12 protein-coding genes and 1 riboswitch are annotated in these 23,928 nt (G+C 41.5%); of the genes, 5 read left to right on the top strand and 7 right to left on the bottom strand.

Annotation, left to right across the window (positions count from 1 at the left end; all coding sequences use genetic code 11):
* Nucleotides 1-494: 494 nt before the first annotated feature.
* The gene (locus ACXAEO_RS20875) at nt 495-1,949 is read right to left on the bottom strand and encodes an N-acetylmuramoyl-L-alanine amidase (RefSeq protein WP_474884690.1); all 1,455 of its coding nucleotides are present in this window, start codon (nt 1,947-1,949) and stop codon (nt 495-497) included.
* 315 nt (nt 1,950-2,264) lie between these two features.
* Here ACXAEO_RS20875 and ACXAEO_RS20870 point away from each other — a divergent pair, with 315 nt between their 5' ends.
* Entirely contained in the window at nt 2,265-3,476 is a 1,212-nt protein-coding gene (locus tag ACXAEO_RS20870; RefSeq protein WP_474884688.1) for a polysaccharide deacetylase family protein, read from the top strand.
* A 45-nt stretch (nt 3,477-3,521) separates the two neighbouring features.
* On the opposite strand, the gene ACXAEO_RS20865 is transcribed toward ACXAEO_RS20870, so the two are convergent.
* Complete coding sequence (locus tag ACXAEO_RS20865) at nt 3,522-6,287, bottom strand: S-layer homology domain-containing protein (protein WP_474884687.1); 2,766 nt, start codon at nt 6,285-6,287, stop codon at nt 3,522-3,524.
* A gap of 143 nt (nt 6,288-6,430) precedes the next feature.
* On the opposite strand from ACXAEO_RS20865, the gene ACXAEO_RS20860 reads away from it, so the two are divergent.
* The gene (locus tag ACXAEO_RS20860) at nt 6,431-7,804 is read left to right on the top strand and encodes a S41 family peptidase (RefSeq protein WP_474884685.1); all 1,374 of its coding nucleotides are present in this window, start codon (nt 6,431-6,433) and stop codon (nt 7,802-7,804) included.
* A gap of 54 nt (nt 7,805-7,858) precedes the next feature.
* Here ACXAEO_RS20860 and ACXAEO_RS20855 read toward each other — a convergent pair whose 3' ends face one another.
* The 5 genes from ACXAEO_RS20855 to ACXAEO_RS20835 form a co-directional block, all read right to left on the bottom strand.
* Entirely contained in the window at nt 7,859-10,540 is a 2,682-nt protein-coding gene (locus tag ACXAEO_RS20855; protein WP_474884683.1) for an S-layer homology domain-containing protein, read from the bottom strand.
* A 466-nt stretch (nt 10,541-11,006) separates the two neighbouring features.
* Nucleotides 11,007-11,738, bottom strand: a complete 732-nt coding sequence (locus ACXAEO_RS20850) for a hypothetical protein (RefSeq protein WP_474884681.1) — start codon at nt 11,736-11,738, stop codon at nt 11,007-11,009.
* Between the two features lie 83 nt (nt 11,739-11,821).
* Entirely contained in the window at nt 11,822-14,338 is a 2,517-nt protein-coding gene (locus ACXAEO_RS20845; protein ID WP_474884679.1) for an S-layer homology domain-containing protein, read from the bottom strand.
* A gap of 302 nt (nt 14,339-14,640) precedes the next feature.
* Nucleotides 14,641-16,116 (bottom strand): CAP-associated domain-containing protein, encoded by a 1,476-nt coding sequence (locus ACXAEO_RS20840; RefSeq protein WP_474884677.1) that lies wholly within the window; start codon nt 16,114-16,116, stop codon nt 14,641-14,643.
* 172 nt (nt 16,117-16,288) lie between these two features.
* Entirely contained in the window at nt 16,289-18,991 is a 2,703-nt protein-coding gene (locus ACXAEO_RS20835) for a M14 family metallopeptidase (protein WP_474884676.1), read from the bottom strand.
* Between the two features lie 293 nt (nt 18,992-19,284).
* Here ACXAEO_RS20835 and ACXAEO_RS20830 point away from each other — a divergent pair, with 293 nt between their 5' ends.
* From ACXAEO_RS20830 to ACXAEO_RS20820, 3 genes are all read left to right on the top strand, one after another.
* A complete protein-coding gene (locus ACXAEO_RS20830) occupies nt 19,285-20,256 on the top strand; it encodes a TcaA 3rd/4th domain-containing protein (RefSeq protein WP_474884674.1) in 972 nt (323 codons plus the stop codon).
* 722 nt (nt 20,257-20,978) lie between these two features.
* Nucleotides 20,979-23,252 carry a S8 family peptidase gene (locus ACXAEO_RS20825; protein WP_474884672.1) on the top strand — a complete coding sequence of 758 codons (2,274 nt, stop codon included), beginning with the start codon at nt 20,979-20,981 and terminating at the stop codon, nt 23,250-23,252.
* A gap of 85 nt (nt 23,253-23,337) precedes the next feature.
* Nucleotides 23,338-23,425, top strand: a riboswitch (cyclic di-GMP riboswitch).
* Between the two features lie 303 nt (nt 23,426-23,728).
* Nucleotides 23,729-23,869 (top strand): hypothetical protein, encoded by a 141-nt coding sequence (locus tag ACXAEO_RS20820; protein WP_474884671.1) that lies wholly within the window; start codon nt 23,729-23,731, stop codon nt 23,867-23,869.
* Nucleotides 23,870-23,928: the final 59 nt, after the last annotated feature.

Genomic DNA, 23,928 nt, shown 5'->3' with positions numbered 1-23,928 from the left:
CCTAATTCATTGGATTTTTTAAGCAAAAGTCCCCTATATTTTCACATCGGATTCTTCTGCATTCTTCTTTTAAGTCGGGCTTGTCGATCATGTCGAATCCGATAATTCGACACAATCGACAAGCCCGTTCATCAACTTTTTTATTATACTACTCTTAACAGAAGGATTAAACCTTTGTTTTACGTCATTATACCAGTTTTTGCCCCACGACAACAGCAAAGCCCGGTTCCTTCTAGATTTGACAACAATCTAACGTGAAAAGGGATAACACTTTTATCTTCTATATATTCACTTCAATTAACCATTCGCTACATCTTCATTCAATCGAGAAACATCACAATTGTTGATTGAGCAACTCTTTGGTCATGTCGAATTTTCTAGATTGATTTATATAGACAAAAACTGGCATGAAAACCGGAATTTCTCCCTTTTTTCCATGCCAGCTTCTTTCGTCAACGTAAACCATCCGTTACGTAAGTTCATAGTCTATTCGCTTACTTTTTATAATACTCGACAATTCCACGATACATAGCTTCCGCAAACAAGTCTTTATATGTATCTGACTTTAACTTTGCCAAATCGGATGAATTAGAGATGAACGCCAACTCAACCAATACACTTACCATGTCGTTGTTTCGAAGAACGTAAAAGTCGTTATCTTTAATCCCTCGGTCTTTTGTCCCGATAAGGGAAATGATTTGCTTTTGAATTTCAGAAGCAAGCTTTTTACTTTCTTCTCCATTTAAGTTTTGAGACGTATCATAAAATGTTTCGCTTCCGCTTGCGCTTGGACTCGCTGCATTGACATGGATGCTGACAAACATATCAGCATATTTATCTTCTGCTAATTGCACACGGTCGCCAAGAGTTGGGTATGTATCCCCTGAACGAGTCATAATAATCGTCGCTCCCGCTGCTTTGAGCTTTGCTTCAAGTCGTTTCGTCACATCTAATACAATCTCTTTTTCCGTAATACCAGAGCCCACTGCTCCAGGATCACTGCCACCATGACCGGCATCAAGAACGATAACTCGCTGAGCAACTGGATTTCCTTCTGTGTTTTTCAGCTTTAAATAAAGCTTGCTTACATAACCTGTTTGATTGCCGTATTGAACCTTCACCCAGTTTCCGCTAACAGATAACACCGGAACTTGCTGACCTTTTGAAAGCGTACCGATGATGCCATTGCTTGTAGACGGACCTGTTCGAACATTTAAGCCTGATGTTAACGATATCGCAACAGTAGCGGCATCAACAGTCGCTGGCGGTTTTTCTGTATCCACACCAGATACGTCATCATTTGTTGTTTTCACACGGAAATCTGGATTGATGGTGCGTGCTAACGAAGCGGAAAACATAGCGCGATCGGCGTTGTTAAATGGATAAAAACGGTCATTACTATTATTTGTCACAATCCCTTCGTTATAAAGAGCACTAATGTAAGGACGCATTTCATGATTAACATATACGTCTAAAAACGGCTCATCATGGTTGGACGGAACGGGTACATCGAACGCATTGACAAGAATTTTACTCATTTGCTGACGAGTAAGATTATCTTCAGGTCCGAATTTTCCATTGCCTTTCCCTGAGAAAATCCCAAGCTGATAAGCCCGCTCAATCCAGCCAGATGCCCAATGGCTTTTTGGAACATCGGTGAAAGTTGCAGAAGAGACTTTCGCTTCTTGCTCTCCTAATGCAATTAACAGCATCTTTGCTGCTTGGGCACGTGTTAAGTTATTTTCAGGGGCAAAGTAGCTCCCATATCCTTTCACAATTGATTTAGAGCTTAAATAATAAATCTCCTTGCTTGCCCAGTGACTTGATGGGACATCTGAAAAACTTGCTGCTGCACTTACCTCCATAACAGGCTGTGGGGTAACCGCAGAAAGCGGCGACATCGTGACAAAAAACCCTACAGCTGTGCAGGATAGGATTTTTTTCAACATAATTTGACGGCTCCTTTCAATTTGCATCATATTTCTAGGTTAACAAATATATACCTATGTTTCTATAAAATATTTGTACTGATTTTTTAGAACAGATTGCTAGGTAAAAAGATACGGTGTACCACTCTTGTAATTTATTGTAAGTTTAAAAGTTTTAACGTATAATGGATTGGGTATTTAAACCAGTTAAGAGTCGATAAAGTTTAGCAAGCCTGACATGACTGCCTTTTAGTCATGTCGAACTTTCTAAATCAATCTACCTTACATTTTTATCGGACACATTGACTGGAAGTTTAAAAGAAATGGATGATTTTATTGAAGAAACTCATATTCTGTTTATTGTTACTATCCTTTTTTTCATTTGGATTTGCTTTAGAGACGAAAGCTAACACAACTAGCCAGTGGGTGGAAATGAAGTACGACGACGTGCTGTTGCATGAAAAAGTCAACGGCGAACTCCGTCCTTACATGCGCCTCAACACCTCGCAGCCTTATGAACTAAACGGTTCTGCGAGCGAAAACTGGTACAAGCTGAATGTTGACAAAAAAGAAGTATACATTGCAAAAATTCGTGTGAAGCCAGCTACAGCCCCTGCTAACAATAAGCAAGCGACACAAGCGACACTCTCGATCACCACCATTAAAGACACACCCGTTTTTGCTTCTCCTTCTTCTGAAGGAAAAGCGATTGCGACTTTATTAAAAGGCATGAATTATCCAGTTTCAGTTGAAAATGAACAATTTTATGCGATTAACATTGCCGGCATTAAAGGCTTCATTGCCAAATCAATGCTAACGCCTGAAGCCGATAATTCGCCATATGCCAAAAAAGTGCCGGTTTTAATGTACCATCACCTGTTAAAACAAAAGGAAAACTCATTTCCAAAGAATAACGTTATTTTAAACGTAGAAAATTTTGAACAGCAAATGAAATACTTAGCTGAACAAGATTATACGGCCATTTTACCAGACGAGCTCCTTCTGTTCATGAAAGGGGAACTACGCTTACCGAAAAAATCTGTACTCATTACTTTCGATGACGGGCACAAAACGAATTATCTTTACGCGTACCCTATTTTAAAAAAATACGATTTGCGCGCGACTGCGTTTATTATTACGAATCGTATTCAACCACAGCCGGCAACCTTTAACCCGGCCGGACTGCAGTTTTTAAGTCGCCAAGAAATGAACAGCATGAAAGATGTTTTTCAATTTGGAAGCCACACAAACGGATTGCATAACTTAGAAGGAATGACATCACAAGTGTTGTTGAAATCAAAAGCGGAATTGCTTCAAGATTTCACGACGAGCCGCACCATTCTCCAAACAGATTATTTCGGTTATCCGTTCGGACAATATACAGCGCAAACCATTTCGTTATTACAGGAGGCTGGCTATAAGGCTGCGTTTTCGACAAAGGAAGGCTACGCTCAGCCAAATGGCACACTTTTTGAAATTCCACGTTTTGGCATTTATCCATATACGACAATGGACGAATTTAAAAACATCGTGTCTGGACTTAAGTAAAAAGCGGGAGGTGAACTCATGTTCACCTCCCGCTTTTGTATGCCCCTATTGCAAAATTCGATACAAAAATGCACTAAACTGTGCACGTGTCACAGCATTTTGCGGTCGGAATGTATTGTCTTCCTTATACCCTGTCGTAATGCCATTAGCGGCCAGCGCGGAAATTTCATTGTATGCCCAGTAGTTTTGCGGTACATCCGCAAAGTTTTGCGTTAACACACCTTTTAAATCGTACGCGCGCGTTAAAATTGCCGCCATCTGCGCTCTCGTCAACGTTCCGCTCGGATCAAAACGTCCATCCGGCTTCCCGGTGACAATGCCCATTTTAGCAATCGTAGCGATTTCCTTGTAATACATATGGCTAGCCGGTACATCAGCAAAGCCTGGGTTGACTGGTTGCGATGTATCTAATTTCATCGCTTTTGCCAATAAGACCGCCGCATGAGCGCGTGTTAATGATTGCTCCGGTTTGAATGAACCGTCGCCGTATCCGTTAATGACACCTAGTTCGTTCCAATATTGAATTTCATTGTATGCCCAGTGAGTATTTTTCACATCGGTGAACAACGGTTGAGCAAATGATGTATCACGGCTGTACACAGCTTGAATATCATCAAAAACAAGCGTGCCAGTCCCTTGTCTATCAGCAACAGCTTCTGCTACATAAACTTGCTTTAACTGAAGCGGTAAGGTTGCATCGGCAGGAATTGGGGCTTGAACATGCTTCCACCCTGTCCAATTCAGGCCACCCTCTTCGGTAAAGTTAATCGTATGCTCTTTTCCGCTTCCGTCCATGACTTTTCCACGGAGCCAGTGGCTCTTGCCATCTCCATATACCCACATTCCTAAGCTTAATGGTTTACCTGTGATGGCGAGTGGCTGTTTCGCGTTGACATAAGCTGCTGCAATTTCTCCTTTTGCTTGTGTGAAATCATATTGAAGCTTCACAGCCCCTTTCCCTTCACTCACGATGCCGCTTGAGGCAATCGACGCACTTGCTCTAGCTGTTGAAGCACTCCACTGGGTCGCATCATCCATCGTGCTTACTGTTAACGGGTCACTTCCGACTGTAACCGGAATGGAAGCAGAAACAGAGTTAAAGGCTGCTGAAATCGTTCCCTTTCCTTTTGCACTGCCTGCAGTAAATAAACCGCTTGAGGAAATGGTTCCGATATTTCCGGAAACAGACCATTTTAGAACAGACGGATTCAACGTTACCGATTTACCGGTACTATCCACCCCTTTGACTGTCATCTGAGCGGTACTTCCTTCTGCAATTGGCAACGAGTCAGGCTGAAGCACAATTTGCTTAATGTTGTCATTAACCGTAATCGGAAGCTTTACAACAGCTTGTCCATATTTTACGACAATAGAACCGCTCCCGCCTTTTGTTGCTGTGAATGTTAAGCCATTAAACGTACCGGCAATCGTTCCTTCAACCGATAATGATGCCTTAGCCGGGTCAATGTTCACGACGTTGTTATAGCGGTCTAAAGCTGATTTTATGCTAACAGTCGTCGTGCCACCTGTCGTAATGGATGGAGCCGTCAAGCTGGCATTAAGAGTAACTGCCTCGCCAATCGGCGCCGTACTGACGGCTTGAAGCGTCGTTGAAACCGCTCGCTCTGCTGATTGAGACGGCGAATTCACTAATGTTGCATAAATGTTTCCAGGCTTTCTTACTGCCATCGCGGTTGAACCGCCCCCGTCCAAATTGAGGGCCCGATCTGCACCAAGACTGACAAGGTACTCTGCAAACTCTGATAACGTCATACCGCTCGCATACCCGCTCTGACGTCCATCAGCCGTCACCAAAAATACTTTACTTCGGTCTTTGCTTACCGCTACGGCCGTACGCGGATTACGCTCCTTCGCACGCGAGCTGTTCGCGTCAATGGTCATCGATACTTTTCCGTCTTTCACAAGCATCGGGCCGCTCGCTAAAATATATTCAGCATTTTTCCATTTCGAGTCAATATCGACCGTCAATTGAATCGGATCTCCCGCCTTCAAATCTTTCAGTGAAGCTGCCAATGTTCCTCCTTGAACAGACAATACAAAGCCATCCTTTGGAATGGTTGAGTTCCCTGCTCCGTATGAAGTTACCGCCTGCACCGTTCCTGTAACTTTTTCTCCAAACTTCAATCCTTGATCGACACTCTTAGACGCCTTCGTTACGACAATCTCCATTCCGTATGAATTTGTTCTTGTCGTGTCATAGCTGTATTGAGGTGTATACAAAATTACTTCATTTGTGCCGCGCGCTTTATTAATAGAAGAAATAGAAAGCTGACCGCCTGCATAACTAAAAGAAGATTGATAAGCAAACTGATCAATTTGCGGCTTTCCATCTGCTGCTATTCCAAAAGCAGTCGGTACGCTCATATATTCATCAAATCCGCTTGAAATAACCCCTAAATTCATGATCGTATTATTCACTGATAATAAATAAGCTGGCAAACCGCTGTCAAAATGGAAGAATCCTGCATTCACGCTTCCGACAACTGAATGACCCGCTTGCGTATCCGCTTTCGCCTGTGAGGTAACTGTCGCTCGTTTGGAGAGCGGGTCCGGTACCCCAACTTCTATTTTCGTATAAGGGTCAGCTAAATTCATTTCCAGCACACGGACTGCTTGTGGTGTCGATCCGCCGTGACGAACGTCCTTATACGTCACCCCTGGTGTAATTTGCGTCCGCTCATTGACCGTGCCGCTTGATACCGCAATGGCTTCTACATTCGCAGCGGGCAAACTGCCAGCGACAACTTGAAAGCCTAGTACGAGCGCAAGCAACGGTTTTTTCCAATCCATTCTCCTCAACACTCCTCGCTATTTTTCTCTAAAACTATAAGCGGAATTTGTCAATAAACCCCACATTATGGAAACTGATGACTATTTTTCTCTCACTATTGTATAATACAATAAGATTCATAGAAAGGGACAGGGACAAAAGAATGAAGCTGATACGCAAACTTACCATCAACGCCATTGCTCTTGCCGTCACTTTTTCGGGGTTTATGTCAACAGCCCACGGAGCAGAACCGATTGAGGAAGTTCGAAATTATGTAAAAAATTATTATGTAGATAAAGTGGATGAGTCTGTCCTTCATTTGCCAACCATTGATGATATGTTAAGCAAACTCGATCCATATTCCACGCATTTAACAGCAGAAGAATACCAACGTTTCATGAATAATATTAACCAAAGCTATGTAGGCATCGGAATCGGCCTTGAACAACGTGAACAATTTATCATCATTCCGAAAGTCTACCCTAATTCTCCTGCTGAACAGGCAGGATTGGAGGAAGGCGACGTCATCATTTCAGTTGACGGCAACACGACATTCGGATTAACCCTTCAACAAACAGCTGAACTCATTCAAGGAAAAGAAGGAACAAGCATTACCATGGTCATTCAACGCGGCGAGGAAACTCATTCATTTCGTCTCACACGAGAAGAAATTATTTTCCCGACCGTCACCACCGAACCGTTAGCAGGAAATGCCGGCTATCTGTATATTGCCAGCTTTAATGAAGAAACAGTACCAGCCTTACAGCAAGCATTAAAGGACATGCCTCATACGGAGCATTGGATTTTGGATTTGCGTGATAATCCAGGCGGATATGTCGATGCAGCGCTTGAAATGCTCGGAATGTTTCCATCTATTCAAACTGCATTAATTGTGGAGAGCCGCGCTGGCAAAGAAAACTATCTTGCTGTTCCGCAAAAGCAGACTTTCAGCCACCCAGTCTCCCTTTTGACCAACAGCAACAGTGCGAGTTCATCTGAAATTGTCGCAGGTACGCTCAAAGCAACTGACAATGCTATATTATATGGTGACACAACATTCGGAAAAGGGTTAATGCAAACACTGTTCAGGCTGGACAATGGCGATGTGTTAAAACTGACCACCTATCGCTTTTACACACCAAAAGGTGAAACCATTCAACAGACCGGCATCGCGCCGCACATTCAAACAGACACTCCGTTAGAAGATGCGCACGAAGCATGGCTTGAATCAAAGTACAAAACCTATAAGGAATGGCCAAGTATGGAAGACATCGACCCAGCGAAACATTTTACCGTCACGTTCCCCCAATCAATTAACGGCCACTCCTTGCTTAGCCAAAAAATTGAATTGATTGAACTCGGCGGTCAAACGGTTCCGGTTACATTCCACCAAACGAATCTTCACCAAGTAGCCATCTATCCCCAAGAACCGCTTCAGCCAGACGGAGAATATATGCTCGTCGTTCATCCTGGTTGGAAAACATTTAAAGGAAAAGAGATGACACAAGGCCATCGAATCGACATTGATGTTCAATAATGTTCAAAGACGCTAAAAAGTCATGGGCAAACTTCCCATGACTTTTTAGGCGTGTTATTTTGTTACTTGGAAAGAAGCAAAGCTAGTAAGCGCGTTGCCTTGCTGATCGGTGACGTCCACCGTTTCCGTTGCTGTAATCGCCATCGCTTTCGCGGCTTCAGTTGCCGTAAGCGGTTCATTTAATACGATTTCATATTTTGTATTTCCTGAACCCGCAACGACCGCTTCATTGGCATATGCTTTTGCCATCCCGCCTACAAATAGCTGGAAATCAGGAGACACGTTACGCTCACTGCCGCCGATCGTCTCATCCGCCAATGCTTCACTGAAGGTTAACGTAATTTTAGAGGCATCCGGTGCTAACACCGCACTTACTAAAGAAGGTTTTGTATTATCTTGAAATGAAATCGTTTCTTGATAAGATGCTCCTTTTAAAACATTGCCTGCGGCATCTTTGACGTTTTGAATGGTAAAGACACGATTGGCTTGTTCATTGAACTGCCCATTCTTTAATTTCAACACTACTTCTTCCATGCCGCCGTTAAAATACGCTTCTTCAAACACGTTCTTTCCATCGACCATGTAATGGTTCACATCAATCGCGCTTGACCCCATTTTTTCACTATATCGAACCTCCACTGTTCCGTTAGCCGCATCATACATGACATTACCTTGAACATTTCCATTCACATCTAAAACCTCTGGACTCATCGTATCCGCGTCTTCTGTTAACGTGAAGTAGATTCGGTACCCTTTACTATTTCCGTCTAAATCTTTGATGCCGCCTTTTGAAAACTCAACATAATATGACCCGTTCACCACTTCTGAAATATAGTCTTCCAGTTCAATCACTAATCGCTCACTGTTATCAGGGTTAATGGTAATATGATTGGCTGCAATGGTTTTTTGTACCCCCTCTGGTGATACAAGCTTAGCAGTTGTACCCGCTTGAAGCGTCACCAGTTCATCAAACGTCACATACAGAAGATCACCTTTTGTTCTTGTTTCAACAATTTCAGCTGCCGAATTATCCAAATACGAGAACGTTTTCGTCACGGTCTGAAGGTTATTCCCGGCATAGTCGCGCTGACCGGAGAAAGACACTTTATTAAACGCATCATTATTTAGCGATCCAATATGGATGTGATATACTTTCCCTGCCTCATCCACTGTGTAATCACCTTTTGTATCTAATTTTTCATCCTCTTTTAAAGAGAATACTTCACCGCCGTTAACAGAGAGATTACCAGTTTCATAAAGCGGCTCACTAAATGTTACTTGAACGATGCTCTTACTTAAAGGCGTAACCGCTTCTACTTCAGGAGCTATTTTATCATCTGAACCGATCTTCAATTCCGCTTGCACCTTGTTGTTGGCAAAATAGTTCCCTGCTAAATCTTTTGCTCCGACCATCGTTAATGTATACATTCCGTTCTCTAAAGAGGAAGTGTCTAGTTCAATTTGATCCTTTCCTTCCGTAAAGGAAGGGGTAACATTTTTCAAAACACCATTTTCATCTGTCAACGTAATCGTTCCAATTGTGGACAGAGGTTCTGTAAATTGAACTTTCACTTTATTAGCAGCTTGAATATAATTAAGCGCAGTCACAGCCGGTGCCATATTGTCGTTTATATTAATCACTTGATCAAATTTCGGAAAATCTTCTCCGCTCATCGTTTCAATTCCATCAATGATGAAGCGATACGTCTTTTTATTCACAAATGGCTCCTTTGCCATCACAACAGCTGTTTTCCCATCGTTTTTCAATTGAACAGATGTTGCCTTTTCCCCGTCAATCATAATATCGCCGCTCGTTAGCGTATCCGGATTCACCTTTTTACTGAATTGTATTTCAACTGTCTGTAAATTAACCGCCTCAACACTTGTTATTTCTGCTTCTTCTGCTTCAACTATCACTTGAATAGTTGCTTTTTTATCCGTTTCTTCAATCATTCCCTCTACGGTAAAGTCTCCTGCCTTTGATGTATCGACTTTACTCCACTTTACATTCACGTTGCCTTTTTCTCCATTCGCATATGTAACTTCTACTGTATCAGGAAGGTCAACTGGTTCTCCTTCTTTTACTTGAATGGACTCAAGAGAGGCAACGGTCGTAATCTCGCCACGCTGTGCGGCTAATGCGCGGTAAACGAAGGAAGCGAATTGAGCTCTTGTTACTTTTTCTTTCGGTCGGAACAATTCTACATTGGTCACTCCGTTTTCCGAAAGAATTTCTATGTAGGAACGAAATTGCTCCTGGGCTTGCTCTAAATCGGTGACTTGACTTTCCTTTCCTGCCATTCGAACTAAATCAAACGCTTCTACTAACACTTTGGCCATTTGTTCACGCGTAATATGCGTATACGGCATCAACTTCCCATTTGAACCTGTCATCGCTTTTGCGGTAAACACTTCATATGCCGCCTTCACTAACTCTTGATCGGAAGAATTGACCGCGACATCACTAAAAACTGCTTCTGCTTTCCCGTCTCCTTCCATCGTACGGGCAATCATCTTTGCCGTTTGCGCACGCGTAATCGGATCATTCGGACCAAATGTACCGTCTGCGTATCCTTTAATAATTCCTTTATCCGTCAAGGCATCAACAGCTTCTGCATGAGACGTCCCTTTTTCCACATCCGGAAACATCGCCGCACTTGCAGCAGGCGCCATCGCCCCAGCCACCATCACAGCAGATACAGACCCAGCCAAAAATTTACGATAGTTAGTAGACATCTAAAAAATCCCCCTTAGTGATTGATGATTTAGTAATTGTTTCTAAGGGATATTTAACCAGTTTTAGGGAGGGTGAAACCTTTTTTGGGAGGGTTTAGGTGTGGAAATTTTATTTACAATAGATAGGTAATAGAAAAAACACTCTTTAAAAACCCTTTACCCCATTTTTTAATGAGATGAAGAGCTATTAAAGAGTGTTTTAAAGAGCTACTGTTAAAAAGACTTATTATTGAATAGACTTTCCACTCGACTTCGAGGGGAATTGGTAACCATGAATCTTTTTGCATCCTCAAAACTTCGCTCGATGTTGGCATCAATAGTACGTAAAAAACGACCCTTAAGAACAATGATTATAAAGATACCACTACTCCCTTTTTTACCCATTTGGATAAATAAAAGAAAGCCTCACAGAGATTTCTCTCCATGAGACTTTTCGACAGGCTTAGGGTGGTGACTGGCACCGATCTTATCCTAATGAAAGAACGCTCGTGAACATCGGATCCTCTTTCTTTTTTTCCACCTTTGGTTGCTTTGCCTTCAACCTTTCAAACTTTTCAATGATTGGTAGCATAGTCTGATTCAACTCTTCTTGCGATTGACACGTGTTGCGGAAATCGAAAAATTGCTCGGCTGCTTGAAGACGGAACGTTCTCCCTAAATTCACATAGCGCTCTAAACGGAACTGACATAAGAGGGTATCTAGTTCTTTAGCAGTCTTAGCAGTCTTCATATTTTCAAAGAGATCTTCTGTTCGCTCCTCAACAGGAACAAAAGAAACAATCATCTTTACTCGTTCCAACTGCTCGGACAATTGTTCTCGCAACAGGCCACGAGATGCTTGATCTAGGGCTCTTTCCAGTCTGATTAACTTCCCTGGCCATTCACTTCGGTCTACTGTTTGCTTTAATGCTTGCAGCCCATTGTGTACTTGGAGTAACTTTTGCAAGCCTCTTATTCTATATTCACATTGTAGTTGTTCATCCGAGCGGGGAGGCAGCAAGGAAATTTTATCCGTCACTTCTTTTATCTGCTGTTCATCTAACGCCATGCTATGTTCTAATTCATCAAGTGTGCTTGAAATACTATAAAAAAGCTCCTCCGCATTTATGGCTAACGTGAACGTAAATGACGATGCATTGCAAATAAGACTATGTTCCATCAACGGGGATCCTACCGTAGAAATAATTCGATGTTCCACTGTTTCAACCCTTTCTTTACGAACAAATTTCAAAGAAAGAACCAATCTCATAAAATAGATTGGTTCTTTCTTTGTTGTTTACATTAGTTTACAGAAGCAATCGCTTTGTCAACATCTGTTTTAATTGCTGTTAACGTTTTGTAGTTAACTTTGTTGTTATCCGCATCTACTGGGAATGCATTCAAGAATGCTTCCGCTACATCAAGCTGCTCAGCAGCCGTTAAATTCGTATAAGCGTCATACTTTAATGCTTCAAGAGCTGCATCAACAGCAGAGATTGTTGTTGCTCCGTTCACTGCCGACACTAAGTTTGCTTGAGCAGTAATTTGGTTAGCAATTTCAGTTGTTACATCAGCAATAACTGCATAGCCAGCAGTTGGTTTTGCTGCAAGAACTAACTCAGCTACTTCTAATTTAACTGTAGAAGATGCATTGATATAAGCTGTGTCGTTCTGTGCAATTGCAAAGTCTGTTACAGCAGTTTTAGCAGCAGAAGCTGTTGTTGCCGCGTTAAGAGCTACTTTTGCATTTACAGCGTCTACTACTGCTTTAACAGCTGGTACAGATACTGTTGTATTCATGCTGTCTGCAGCCGTTTGGAATGCTGCAAGATCAGCGTGGTACGCATCTTTGTTTGCATCCACAACTTTTGTGAAGTTTAATGTTTTATCTTTTAAAGCTGCTAACAATTCATCAGCTGTTATCGCTGCATCAATGCTATCAAGCGCTGCTTCTGGAGCGTTCACTGTCGTAACAATGGCTTGGATTTCTGTAGCTTCATCTTTATCTACTGCAGCTGCTGCCACAATTGCCGTACGGTATTGCTCTAATAATTGATCGTTTACTGATGTTACATCAAATGCTTTTGATGCAAAGTCAGAACGGTTGTTTAATGTTGTAAATAACTCTTTTAATTGAGTTGTTGTTGTGTCAGCTGTTACACTCGCAAAAGCTTGGACAGCTGTCGCTTCAGCCGCTACGTTCGTGTCGTTCACAATTGTTTGAATTTCTGCAGTCGTATCTTTTGCAGCTACAGCAGCAGCAGTCACTGCATTACGGTAGTTTGTTAACTCTAATGTGTTAACCGTTTCATAAGCGAAGTTGTCGACATCTACAGCAGCAAGTTGCTTTAATGCATTGTCTAATTTAGCATTTGTTGTTGCTAAAGAAACGTTCACAACCGCTTCATGCTTCACTAATGTGTCTAATAAAGGAGCTTTTACTGCTGGTTGTCCTTCTACATCGTCTTTCACGTAAGAGTTTACTAAAGCACGTGCATCTGTCACTTTGCTTAATGTTAACTCATCTGTTGCATCAGTGATAGCTGCATTTACTGCAGTTAAGTTGTCAGCATCAATTTTATTTTGAATGTCTTCTACAGAAGCTTCTGTATTTGTGATAGATGCATCATAGCTAGCGATCCAAGATGCATTTACGCGTTTAAATCCAGAATCTTGAAGAGCTTTCAATAACTCAACTTGGTTTTTCGCATCATTAACAGCTTTTAAGATTGCCTCTTGCTCTTCTGCTGTTTTTGTATCTTCGTTTACTTTGTTGATAACAGCTTGAATTTCTTTAATAGAATCTTTCTCGTCAGCTTGCGTAGCTGCTAAAGCTGTTTGGTACTCAACGATTAATTCTTCTTTCACATCCGTGAAGTAAGAAGATTTTAAAGCATTAAGAAGTTCGACTTGGTTTGAAGCGCTGTTTACTTTTTCAACTGCATCGACAGCTTTTGTATCAAACTCCACTCCGCCTACTGTCCAAATACCTAATTCAACTTCGCTAACTGGTGTTACAAATTCAAATGTCATGTCTGTTTCGCCAATTTCAAGGTTTACCGCTTTTACTTCGTGAATGTTGCCAGATGGGTCAACTACTTCGATTGTGAAGTCTTCTTTCGCTTCTGTCACCTTTGGTAATACTACTTCTACACCTGTTTTTGAAATAGCTGTTACGCTCTCAACTGCTTGCTCAACAACTACTTCCTCTTCTTCAATATTCATCGCACGGTAAACAAACGCTGCAAATTGACCGCGTTTTACTGTTTCAGTCGGGCGGAAATTTCCGTCAGCAACTTGAGTGATACCGTTCTCTGCTAAAATTTGGATGTATTCACGTTGACTCTCATGAGCTTTGTCTAAGTCTTTAATTTCAACGTCAGAACCTTCAACATGTGTTAAGTCAAAGTGCTCAACAATCATTTTCGCCATTTGTTGACGAGTTAATTTTGCGTAAGGATTTAAGTTACCGTTAGAACCAGTCATAACGCCAGCTTTATTTACTTCGTAAGCTGCTTTTGTTAACTCAGCATCCGTTAAAGCAACATCAGAGAAAACTTGTTCCATTTCGCCTTCACCTTCGATTAAGCGAGCAAATACAACTGCTGCTTGACGGCGAGTTAATTCACCGTTCACATCGAACACTCCATCTTTACCAACAAAAATTCCTTCTGTTGCTAAAGCGTCAATTGCTTCTGCAAATTGGTGATCAGCTGGAACATCAGAGAAAGATGCTGCGCTTGCTGCTGGTGCAATTGCAGATGCTACTACAGCTGCTGTTACAGTACCTGCTACGAATTTACGATAGTTTTTCGACATGTTGAAAATCCCCCTAAGTTATGATTATTTCATATTTAACTAGATAGCAAATGTAATTGTTAAATTAATATGAAAGAATGCCTTGTTTCCGCACCGGAAAAAGCTTGAGCAACTTTCTATCCAAATAGTAGCATGCCATCATTCAGAAAAAAAGCGGTTATTCCTGTAATAGATGGAATCAATATGATATAATAATAAAATTTGGAATTTAAATTCTTGATATTAAGATAAACTAAAAACTAATAAACTATAAAAAAATGCGCGATGCATCAGCACTCGCGCATTTCTATATGTCGTTTCATTTACGGCGTAAAAAAGTTCTGGGTATAATATGGAAGATATTTCCCATCAAAAGCTACACCTACTCCTAAATGAGTCCACTTCTCCTTCAAAATATTTTTTCGGTGACCGAGGGAATTCATTAATGCTTCGTGGGCAAAAATACTACTGAATTGGCCCATCGCAATGTTTTCACCTGCCGCAGAATATAAAATGCCATCTCGATCCATTCGTTGAAATGGGGACAGCCCTTGCAGGTTTTGATGATTGAAATATTGGTTTTGAGCCATATCCATACTATGTTTTCGAGCCGTGCCTGAAACAGGATTATGCCACTTCAAAACCGTTAAGCCATCATTCACTCTTTCAGCATTGACTAAGTCAAACAACTGCCATTCAAAGCCTTCACGGAGAACATCGCTTCCATTCCCGTAGAAGCCTTGTTTCTTTTGTTCTGTACTCTTTTCAATTAATTGTACAGCCTTTACGCGTTCGTTATTATGCAAGTCATAAAAAAGGGTGACATAAGCATCATTCACTAAATACGTATCGTATTCCATATCTTCGATTACATAGTTCATCCGATTTTTTTGAATCATTTTAAGCGGAGACCCTAACATTTGTCGGACCGTCGCCTTTGGAGCACCTATTTTCAATCCATCTATAGTATGGAACAAATCTTGATTTGTATACAGCGCTGCTACCTTTCCGTCCGCATAACCAACCATGTAGAATTGCTGATAGTTTTGGTGATACGTGGACCATGTTACACCGTACTCGTTCATTCCTTTGCGCTGAGGAGTTCCAAAATAGTGTTCTACTTGAGATTGTTCGTCCCCAATGACGATGCCATGAACAGAAAAATTTCTCGTTGAGTAAAATAGCGGCTGTTCTACTACTTTTAACGTTTTAGACACATTACTTGTATGAAAACGATGTAAAAATGTCACACCTTGTCCGCGTGTTAACCATTCATCTGGATGGAAAGACTCGTACGTTTTTGGATAAACGCCTTCCTTTGATGGATATCCAGTCGAAAGCTGCTGATCATAGAGCCACTGGACCGCCTGTTTTTCGGTCATCTGTTTCCCTGTAACTGCCTGCGCCAACAGCAAAGCCGTAGTTCCTCTTCGAATCGGTTCATCAGCTGCTTGAACACCATTTACCGGAAGATGATATTTTTGTGCCAATTCATATTGTTTAAATGCCCAATGCTTGTCCGATGATGAGGATGAAACCTCTTCGTGTGGGGCCAAATAACGAAAAAGCATCGTTAAATATTGGGCTTCAGTCAAGTTGTTATATGGTTTTAGCAACCCTTCATGTTGATACCCCTTTATAATTTCTTCGTCAACGGCCCACTTAATCGGCTCAGACCAATATAGTTGTTCTTCATAATCCTGATACGCCATCACTCCTGTATCAATGCTGTGTGATGGATGAATTGCAAAATTTAAAAGGAATGCTATCGTTAAAAAAAGGATGATTACTTTTCTCATTTCTTTTCATCCTCCATTCTTATAATCTTTACTTTTATTATAAAGAATCTCTTTCTAGCAAAATAACCTCCTATTATCCTATTTCCCACAAAAAGAAAGAGATATGCATCAATCTATGCATATCTCTTTCTTTTTGCGAGTGTTTTCAACGAAAAACGAGCAAACACCCAGCCTATTTTGTTTGTTCGAGCGAATTGGCAAAAATAGCGTTGGACAAGAAGCGATAGCTTTGCTTCGTATGCGCACGGAAAGTTAAGTCATTTGCATAAGCGACGATATGATAATCATCATTCTCCCACGTAAATGCCATGATTTGTCCTTTTACTTGCTCTTTGCCAGGCCACCAGCCGGCTTTATAAAAGTCTTTTTCACCGCTCACCTCTAGCAAAGCTTCAGCTCCTACCGGCAAAGCTTTTACCCATGTACCAGAAGCTGTGTACAGCCACTCTTCCTCTCCATAACCGGATGTGTACAGCTGATTTGGTGTAACGTTCATTTTTAAAATACCTTCATGATAAAAATCTGTATTTCCATACTCAAGACCTGGAACGATGTTTTCGTCTTTCACGTGCTGCAACGCTCCGCCTCCTGATAAAATATACGTTTTCCCTTTTTCAACTTTCGCTTTTCCTTGATCATCAAAAATGAGCGAACTATCTGCTGCTTCCGCGACCGTAAAGCCAAGTTCCTTCAACACAAACTTGGAAGCTGCACTTCCAGCCGCATAGACTGCTTTCTTCTCTAGCTTCTTCGCGGCAATTTCACCTTGAATAGGCGCAACATCCACCATATATGTGGACATGTAAGGAGATAAATCCTTTGTCATGACGACAAAATCACCAGCTTGATGTTCTCCCGTTGTTTCCGTAATATATTGAACCTCTTTCCCTTCTGCAAGCAACTCATTGACAAGCTTCACTGCATCGTTATTCGTATTGCCGACGACATATGATGCCACTTGACTGTCAAGCTGAACAGACGGCTTGTCCACTTCAATAATCGGATTGGCTTTATTTTTAAATGCATTCTTTTGGTATACGGCATAACGATCAAATCCACGTAAATCCGGGAAGTTTGTAATAACCGAATCATACATGGCCTCCCAGTCCGAAACATCTTCTCCGTCCGCTAACACTGCATTCGCAAGACCGCGTTTTGCTTGATGCATCGGAACGATGAAGGAGCCTTCTGGATACTTAACTCCTTTAACCGTTACCTCTTTTATCGTCTGTTCGACTTTCACGCCGTTACGAATCAAGTATTCTACCATGTTATAAGCTTCTAAATCATTTTTTTGCAATCCTTCATTGACTGGCAATACATAATAATCTGGGAAGAAGCTTTGATTTTTTTCACGGTCACGACCAATGACCTTGCCGTCTTGGTTAACGAGCCACTCATCTACCGCTTTGTTGTCTTCTCCGTTCACACCGCGTTTAAACACTTCTAATTGATTCATATATAATGTTTCTTTATGTTCAAGCGCATATTTAACTGCACCGAAGCTTGCATAAATTAACGCTTCATTCGACTCTTCATTCAACTCTGGAATTTCAACTGTATGTCCTATCGCTCCGTGGAACATCGCATACATCGCGGTATAAGCGGTCGTCGCATCATCCCAGCCATTTTCATAGTCCAACAACGGAATTTCATATTTCTCATACGCTGTGTTGGCAATCCCCGCTTTTCCCATCGCATGAGCATGGTCAATCATGCCATCCATTAATAAATCATACTCAAAATTCGGGTTATGCGGTGGTGTACACGGCTCAATTAAAAAGCCTTTCACAAATCCATGTAAATCTAAAAATGTTAATGGCGTCCACTTCGCAATTTCCTCTGTGACAATCACGGATTCTTTTTGCGTTTGATAGCCATTGTCACGGTTCAAATCAAAGCCATTCGCATTATGTCTCGTGTTGTTCACGCGTCCATCTGCGTTATGAGCAAGATTAAAAATGAAAATAAAGTTGTCCAAGGCGTCATTAACATTTAACGTAACTGTTTGTGGATTCCCTTGGTCATCGACGGTTTCATACGACACGACTTCTTCAGTCGCAAATGTCTCCAGTAAATCTAGCATCGCATCCACACCAGGTGCTTCATCTGGGTGGATATTGTTAAACCAAATGGGTACTTGATAGTTTTCAAGTTTTCCTGATTCAATATCTTTCTGTAATTGCTCCGGGTTTTCGAGCGCTTGCGGTAATGTCTTATTTAAATACGTGTCAACAGCGGTCTCATTCTTTGCCAATACGACAAAATGCATGTCTCTTCCTTCTACTGTTTGTCCAATCGATTGATACTCAGCATAACGCCCTTCTTTTCTCTCTTCAAAGATCCGATCCACTTCCGGCTTGATTTCCTCGTATTGGCGATAGCTGTCATACACATTCAGCTTTAAAGAAGCAGATGCTGCCTCCCCACTCTCTGGATCTTTGACCGTTAAATCGTAATGATTGATAAACTGCGGATATTGAACACGAATACTGCGAGGTGATAAATCATTTGTATCAAACAATAAATCAAAGTGTAAAACAGCTTTGATGGTCGTTGTTCCTTCTACGTAATGAGGGCTTTCTTTAAACGTGATGTAAGGCTGACCTGTAAAATCCCCTTTGTCTTTGTTCCACTTTCTCCAAGCATTTAGCGGCTTGCCACCAAATGACCATTCAATTTCTGATAAATCAGCTTCATAGCCTAAATCGACCTCTACCGTCACATCTCTTGCTTCTGTCATTGAAAGAAGCGATTGACTGACTTGAAGCGTTTTTCCCCCTTGCTGCGACAATGCCCATGTAGCACTGTTTGGCAGGAAAACGGACAGTAACAGCACCAATACAGTCAGCAGCACTTGAATTTGTTTTTTCATCCCCTTGTTCCCCTTTGTTTTTATTTGAAAATTATGTATTTTCACAACAAAATCATATCACATCTCTTCGGAAAACGAAATATATCGATTTAGAAAGTTCGAGGGTTGGTTCTAAGAGGTCTGAATAATCCCTTTTAAACACCCTTACATTAAATAAAGCGATGTTGAACTATAAAGTAAAATATAGATAGAATGTCTATACAATGATTGGACAATTTGCTAGATTAATGGTTGGTACAATATAAAGGTTACATCGCTCATTGCAGCGGGATGAGGGAGAAAGGGAAGAAGTTATGGAACATTATATAGAAGAAAGGCACTCAACTGCCAGACAGCGCTCTTATATGTATGCTACCGGATCGGGAACATCGTCGAAAGAACGTGCGTCTCGTTCACGTTTGGAGAATAAGCGGGCTCTACAAAGAGATCCGAAACAAAAGCCGCCTCTCTATTCGTTTGTCGCCTTGATAGTATGTATTCTTTTAATTATTTATATCATTGGCGCACAGTTGTCGAAACCAGAACGTATTGTTCAGCGTCTTGAAGAAGCAGTCGCCAATGAGGATTACAAGTATATTGCCGATGTGATGAATGATGCACAAGATGAACTGACTGCCACCGAAGAAGACGCGAAAGCATTTGTTTCATATTTAACGAGAGATCAAGCAGGCTATGAGCAAATATTGAAAGATTTGCATGCATCCTACTTAGACGGCCCTTCTTATATTAACAAGGCAGTTAAACCATTTATTTCACTAAAACAAAATGGACGAACATGGCTCTTTTTCGATCGGTACGAGCTGCAAATGGAAACATACAAAGCTTACTTATCGACCAACTTTGAAAATGTTGACCTATACATCGGCAGTAAAAAAATTGATACCATTCAGTCAGCAAATGACACAGCTGTGACATCATCGTTGTTTCCCGGTATTTATACATTCAAAGCAGTACCAAATAAAGCCTATGGTACAATCGAAACCGTTGAAAAAGTGGATGTGACAAAATCGATTCAAAATAAAGTACAAGTGTACTTAGAGTTGGAAGGCCAATATATTTATCCGTCCTCCAATGAAGAAAATGCTCATTTATTCGTTAACGGACAGGATACCGGTCTTAAAATTGGAGAAATCAATGGGTTCGGTCCTGTAAAAACAGATGGATCTGTGACCGTATATGCCGAAAAGAAGACAAAAAGTGGAGTGAAACAAAGCAGAAAAGTAAAGGTAGAAGAAGAAACGGATTTGTACTTGCCTCTAAAATAACTGACTTGCTTAAAAGGAGCAAAACCCTTCAATAGAAAGAGGAGACCGCAAAGACGATAATTTTAAATTCGTAATGCGGTTTCTTTTTTGAGTAGCGCTTCAATAATGATGTGTCTTAAAATACGAAACAAAAAGTAAGCGTTTATGATTTTTCAGTAAAAAAACCTCCGCGATAAAACGGAGGCTTCAAACGCAAGTTATATGCAAATATAGCTTGCAACGAGGTTATTTGTCTTATCAAAAAACCTCGGTTGGTAGCTATAATGTAATACGAAAGACGATTTTATTTCAACAGGTAATTTTTCCCGAATAATATTTATCGAACGAGAGAATATTTTTAGACCACTATAAAGGAAACTTCCAGTGGCGGGGGTTTTACTGCCTATTAATGCGGGATAAAATGAGACCACCCATCCACTTTTCACAATTTGTCTAGAACGATTTCTCTTTATTATTACTGAAATATCCACATTTACCTTACATATATTCAAAAGAACGCCCATATAATAACTAATTTACCACATAATTCTTAGTGATATCTACCCTTCGTACGTCATATAATGATAGTGGTAAGCCTTTGGTTGGTAAACCATGTTGATGGCCTGTTCTCGATGAACAGGTCTTTTTTTGTATATAATTCTCCATTACCATAACCGATGATTTATGTAGATAAATAGATTATAGTAAAGATAACCATCTTTTACGCAAGGAGCACGAACACAGTGAAAGTTTATTTCTTATTAGCTGGGCTCATTTTGTCTTATTTATCTGCTCCCCTTACGGCAAAAGCCGCAGAGCAGGAATGGATTGTCCACTTACAAAACGGGGCAGACATTCAATCAATCCGGTCATCTGCTATACAAATTTTAAAGCAGGAAAAACAGCAGATGAAAATCATGGCAACCGCCGAAGACATTCATGCTTTAGCATCCGTTTCAGCTGTTCAATACATTGAGCCGAATAAACAGAAACAGGCGAGCTCACTACTTTCCTACAATGACCCGTTCACCTTTCAACAATGGGGACTTGGGGACATTCAAGCCTTGCCGGCTCTCGAAAAGTATAAACAAGTATCCCCCAATTCTCTAAGTGGAATGACTATTGGTCATAAAAACAGGGCAGAAACATTCCGATATAAAGAGCAGCCTCTTTCCCCTGGAGAGTGGATCATTCATACGAATAATAAACCGTTATCTAGACTCTCGGTCACAGTAAGTGAAAGTGAAGGACCTTGGTCCGTAAAAATTTGGGATGAGCAAGGAAACTTGCTCGGTGAAAACGAAAGTTCTCTTTCTATAATAGACGTTTTGTTACCAAAAACGCAAATGTTTCACTCTCTTCATGTCCAGATTGAGGGAACCGAAACCTGGAGCAAGACCCCTTCTTTTCAATTGTACGGAACGAACGCGGTAAGAATTGCGGTCATTGATTCGGGCATCTCCCCGCATGAAGATTTTTGCGGAAATGTGTTGCACAGCCTTGGACGTGATTACGCTGAAGCTCTTCCGTACGCTGAAGACCGGTTTGGTCACGGGACATTTGTGACAGGCGTATTGGCCGCTTGCGGTCATAATGAAAAAGGGATTACTGGCATTTTGGGCAATGCACCTGTCGACATCATTCCATTGAAGGTGCTCGATCAATCAGGAAACGGCGATGATTTCGACATTAGCCAAGCCATTTATGATGCCATGGAGCAAGAAGTGGACATTATTAATATGAGCCTTGCGGGAAAAGGTGAAACGATGATGCTACGAAAAGCCGTGATGGATGCCGTGAATGCAGGGATTCTCCTTGTAGCTGCGGCGGGTAATCACGAAACGAAGACGAGCGGTATTTATCCCGCCTCGTACCCAGGAGTGTTGACCGTAACTGGAACAACAAAAGAACAAAAACCAATCCCCATCGCCAATTATGGGTGGGACATTGATTTAAGCGCACCTGGCGCTAATATTATCAGCACGTATACACATAACCGATATGAAACGAGACGTGGCACCTCGCTTGCTGCCCCTTATGTAAGCGGAGCAGCTGCTTTATTAAAAACAGAATACCCCGAGATGGATGCAATCTCCCTTCGCCATGCGCTCGTCCGTTCTTCTAAGGACATTGGCGAACAAGGAGCAGACCCATATACCGGTTACGGCCTTCTTCAAGTTGAAGACGCACGGAAACTGTCGGCGAACGTAACCGAAGCAATTGAATGGCTCACAATTAAAAGCAATCAGCCATTACCTAAATCGTCCCAACTTATTGGCTTTTCTTCAGGGCTTTTCGGACAACGAGCATGGCTGTTTGCTGATGATCAACTTCAAAACAGCTGGCTCGTCACCGATTCCATCATGACCACCGACTTCCCTCTTATTCAAGGGCAGACAGTGACAGTCATCACGACAAATTCGAGTCAAACGATAACGGCTGATGGGACCGTTAAAGTTGGAGAAGAAACAACGCAAACGAAATTTTTCCAAGATGTCCCTTCTTCTTTCTGGGCATACGAGGAAATTGAACAAGCGGCAGCATTAGGGATTGTGAACGGCTACGGCGACGGAACGTTTCGGCCAAACTCCTCCATCTCCCGCCGCCATGCGGTCATAATGCTAAACAGACTGTTTCAGTGGGACGCTCCTTATTCCTTGAACGCACCTTTTCAAGATGTCCCGCTCGAGATGCCAGGATTCCTTTCTGTTTTCTCTGCCTATGAACAAGGAATCATTAAAGGATACGGGAACCAGTTTCAGCCAGATGGAACATTAACACGAGCGCAAATAGCACTCATGCTAGCACGTGCCTTACAGCCAACTGTCTCATTGTCTCACCATCACTTTCAAGATGTCTCACCTTCTCATCATGCTTACCGAGAGATTCAGCAGCTTGTGAAGTTAGGGATTTTCTCAACAGGCCAATCGTTTCGCCCAAACGAGTCTGTTACACGTGCCCAGCTTTGTGTGATGCTCGTACGAGTTATGAATCATTTGAATAAAACGACAAACTAAAAACAGGCCATTCCGCCTGTTTTTTAGTCTTTAAGAACTATTCATCCCTATCTCAAAATACAGTAAGATAGAAGGGTCTTATAAGAATACGAAAGGGCAAAACCATTGAAAAATGGTGACGCAAAGCTACAGGGGCTAACGTCTCATATCGACTATGCTCGCCAGCTGCCGAACAAAAGTACCTCCTTTCGCCTTATTAGACAGTAAACTAAAGGAGGATATGAATGATGAATCGCTCATGGCTTACGAAAGACCAACGTGAGAGGATAACATACGGAGTAATGGCTGCTTTTATTGGTGCCATTGTATTTGTACTGGCTCACAAATAACCTACATATGAAAACACATACAAACAGCTGTTCAAAAGAATAGCTGTTTTTTTATACCCTTCTCTACACCGCTACATCGAATAAAGTCGACTGAGTTAGCCAAAACTTAAGTGAAGTGAATTTCTCTATACGAAAAGGAGTGTTGAAATGAACGAGAAAGAAGATTATCCAGTCGCAAACTTACAAAACAGCCAACTCGAAAAAATCCGCGATTTGGAGCAGCAGTTGAATCAGAATTCGGATGAGAATATTATTTTGATTGCGTATCATGGGGAAGAGCCAAACTGAAGACATCCCCTAGTGTAACTGTCTCCTATTAGAATTTAACTTAAAATAGCTTTAAACAA

Source organism: Bacillus sp. ABA4_010 (assembly GCF_056159105.1).
The sequence above is the reverse complement of the archived record's forward strand: the minus strand, read 5'-3'. Positions and strand labels throughout refer to the sequence as shown.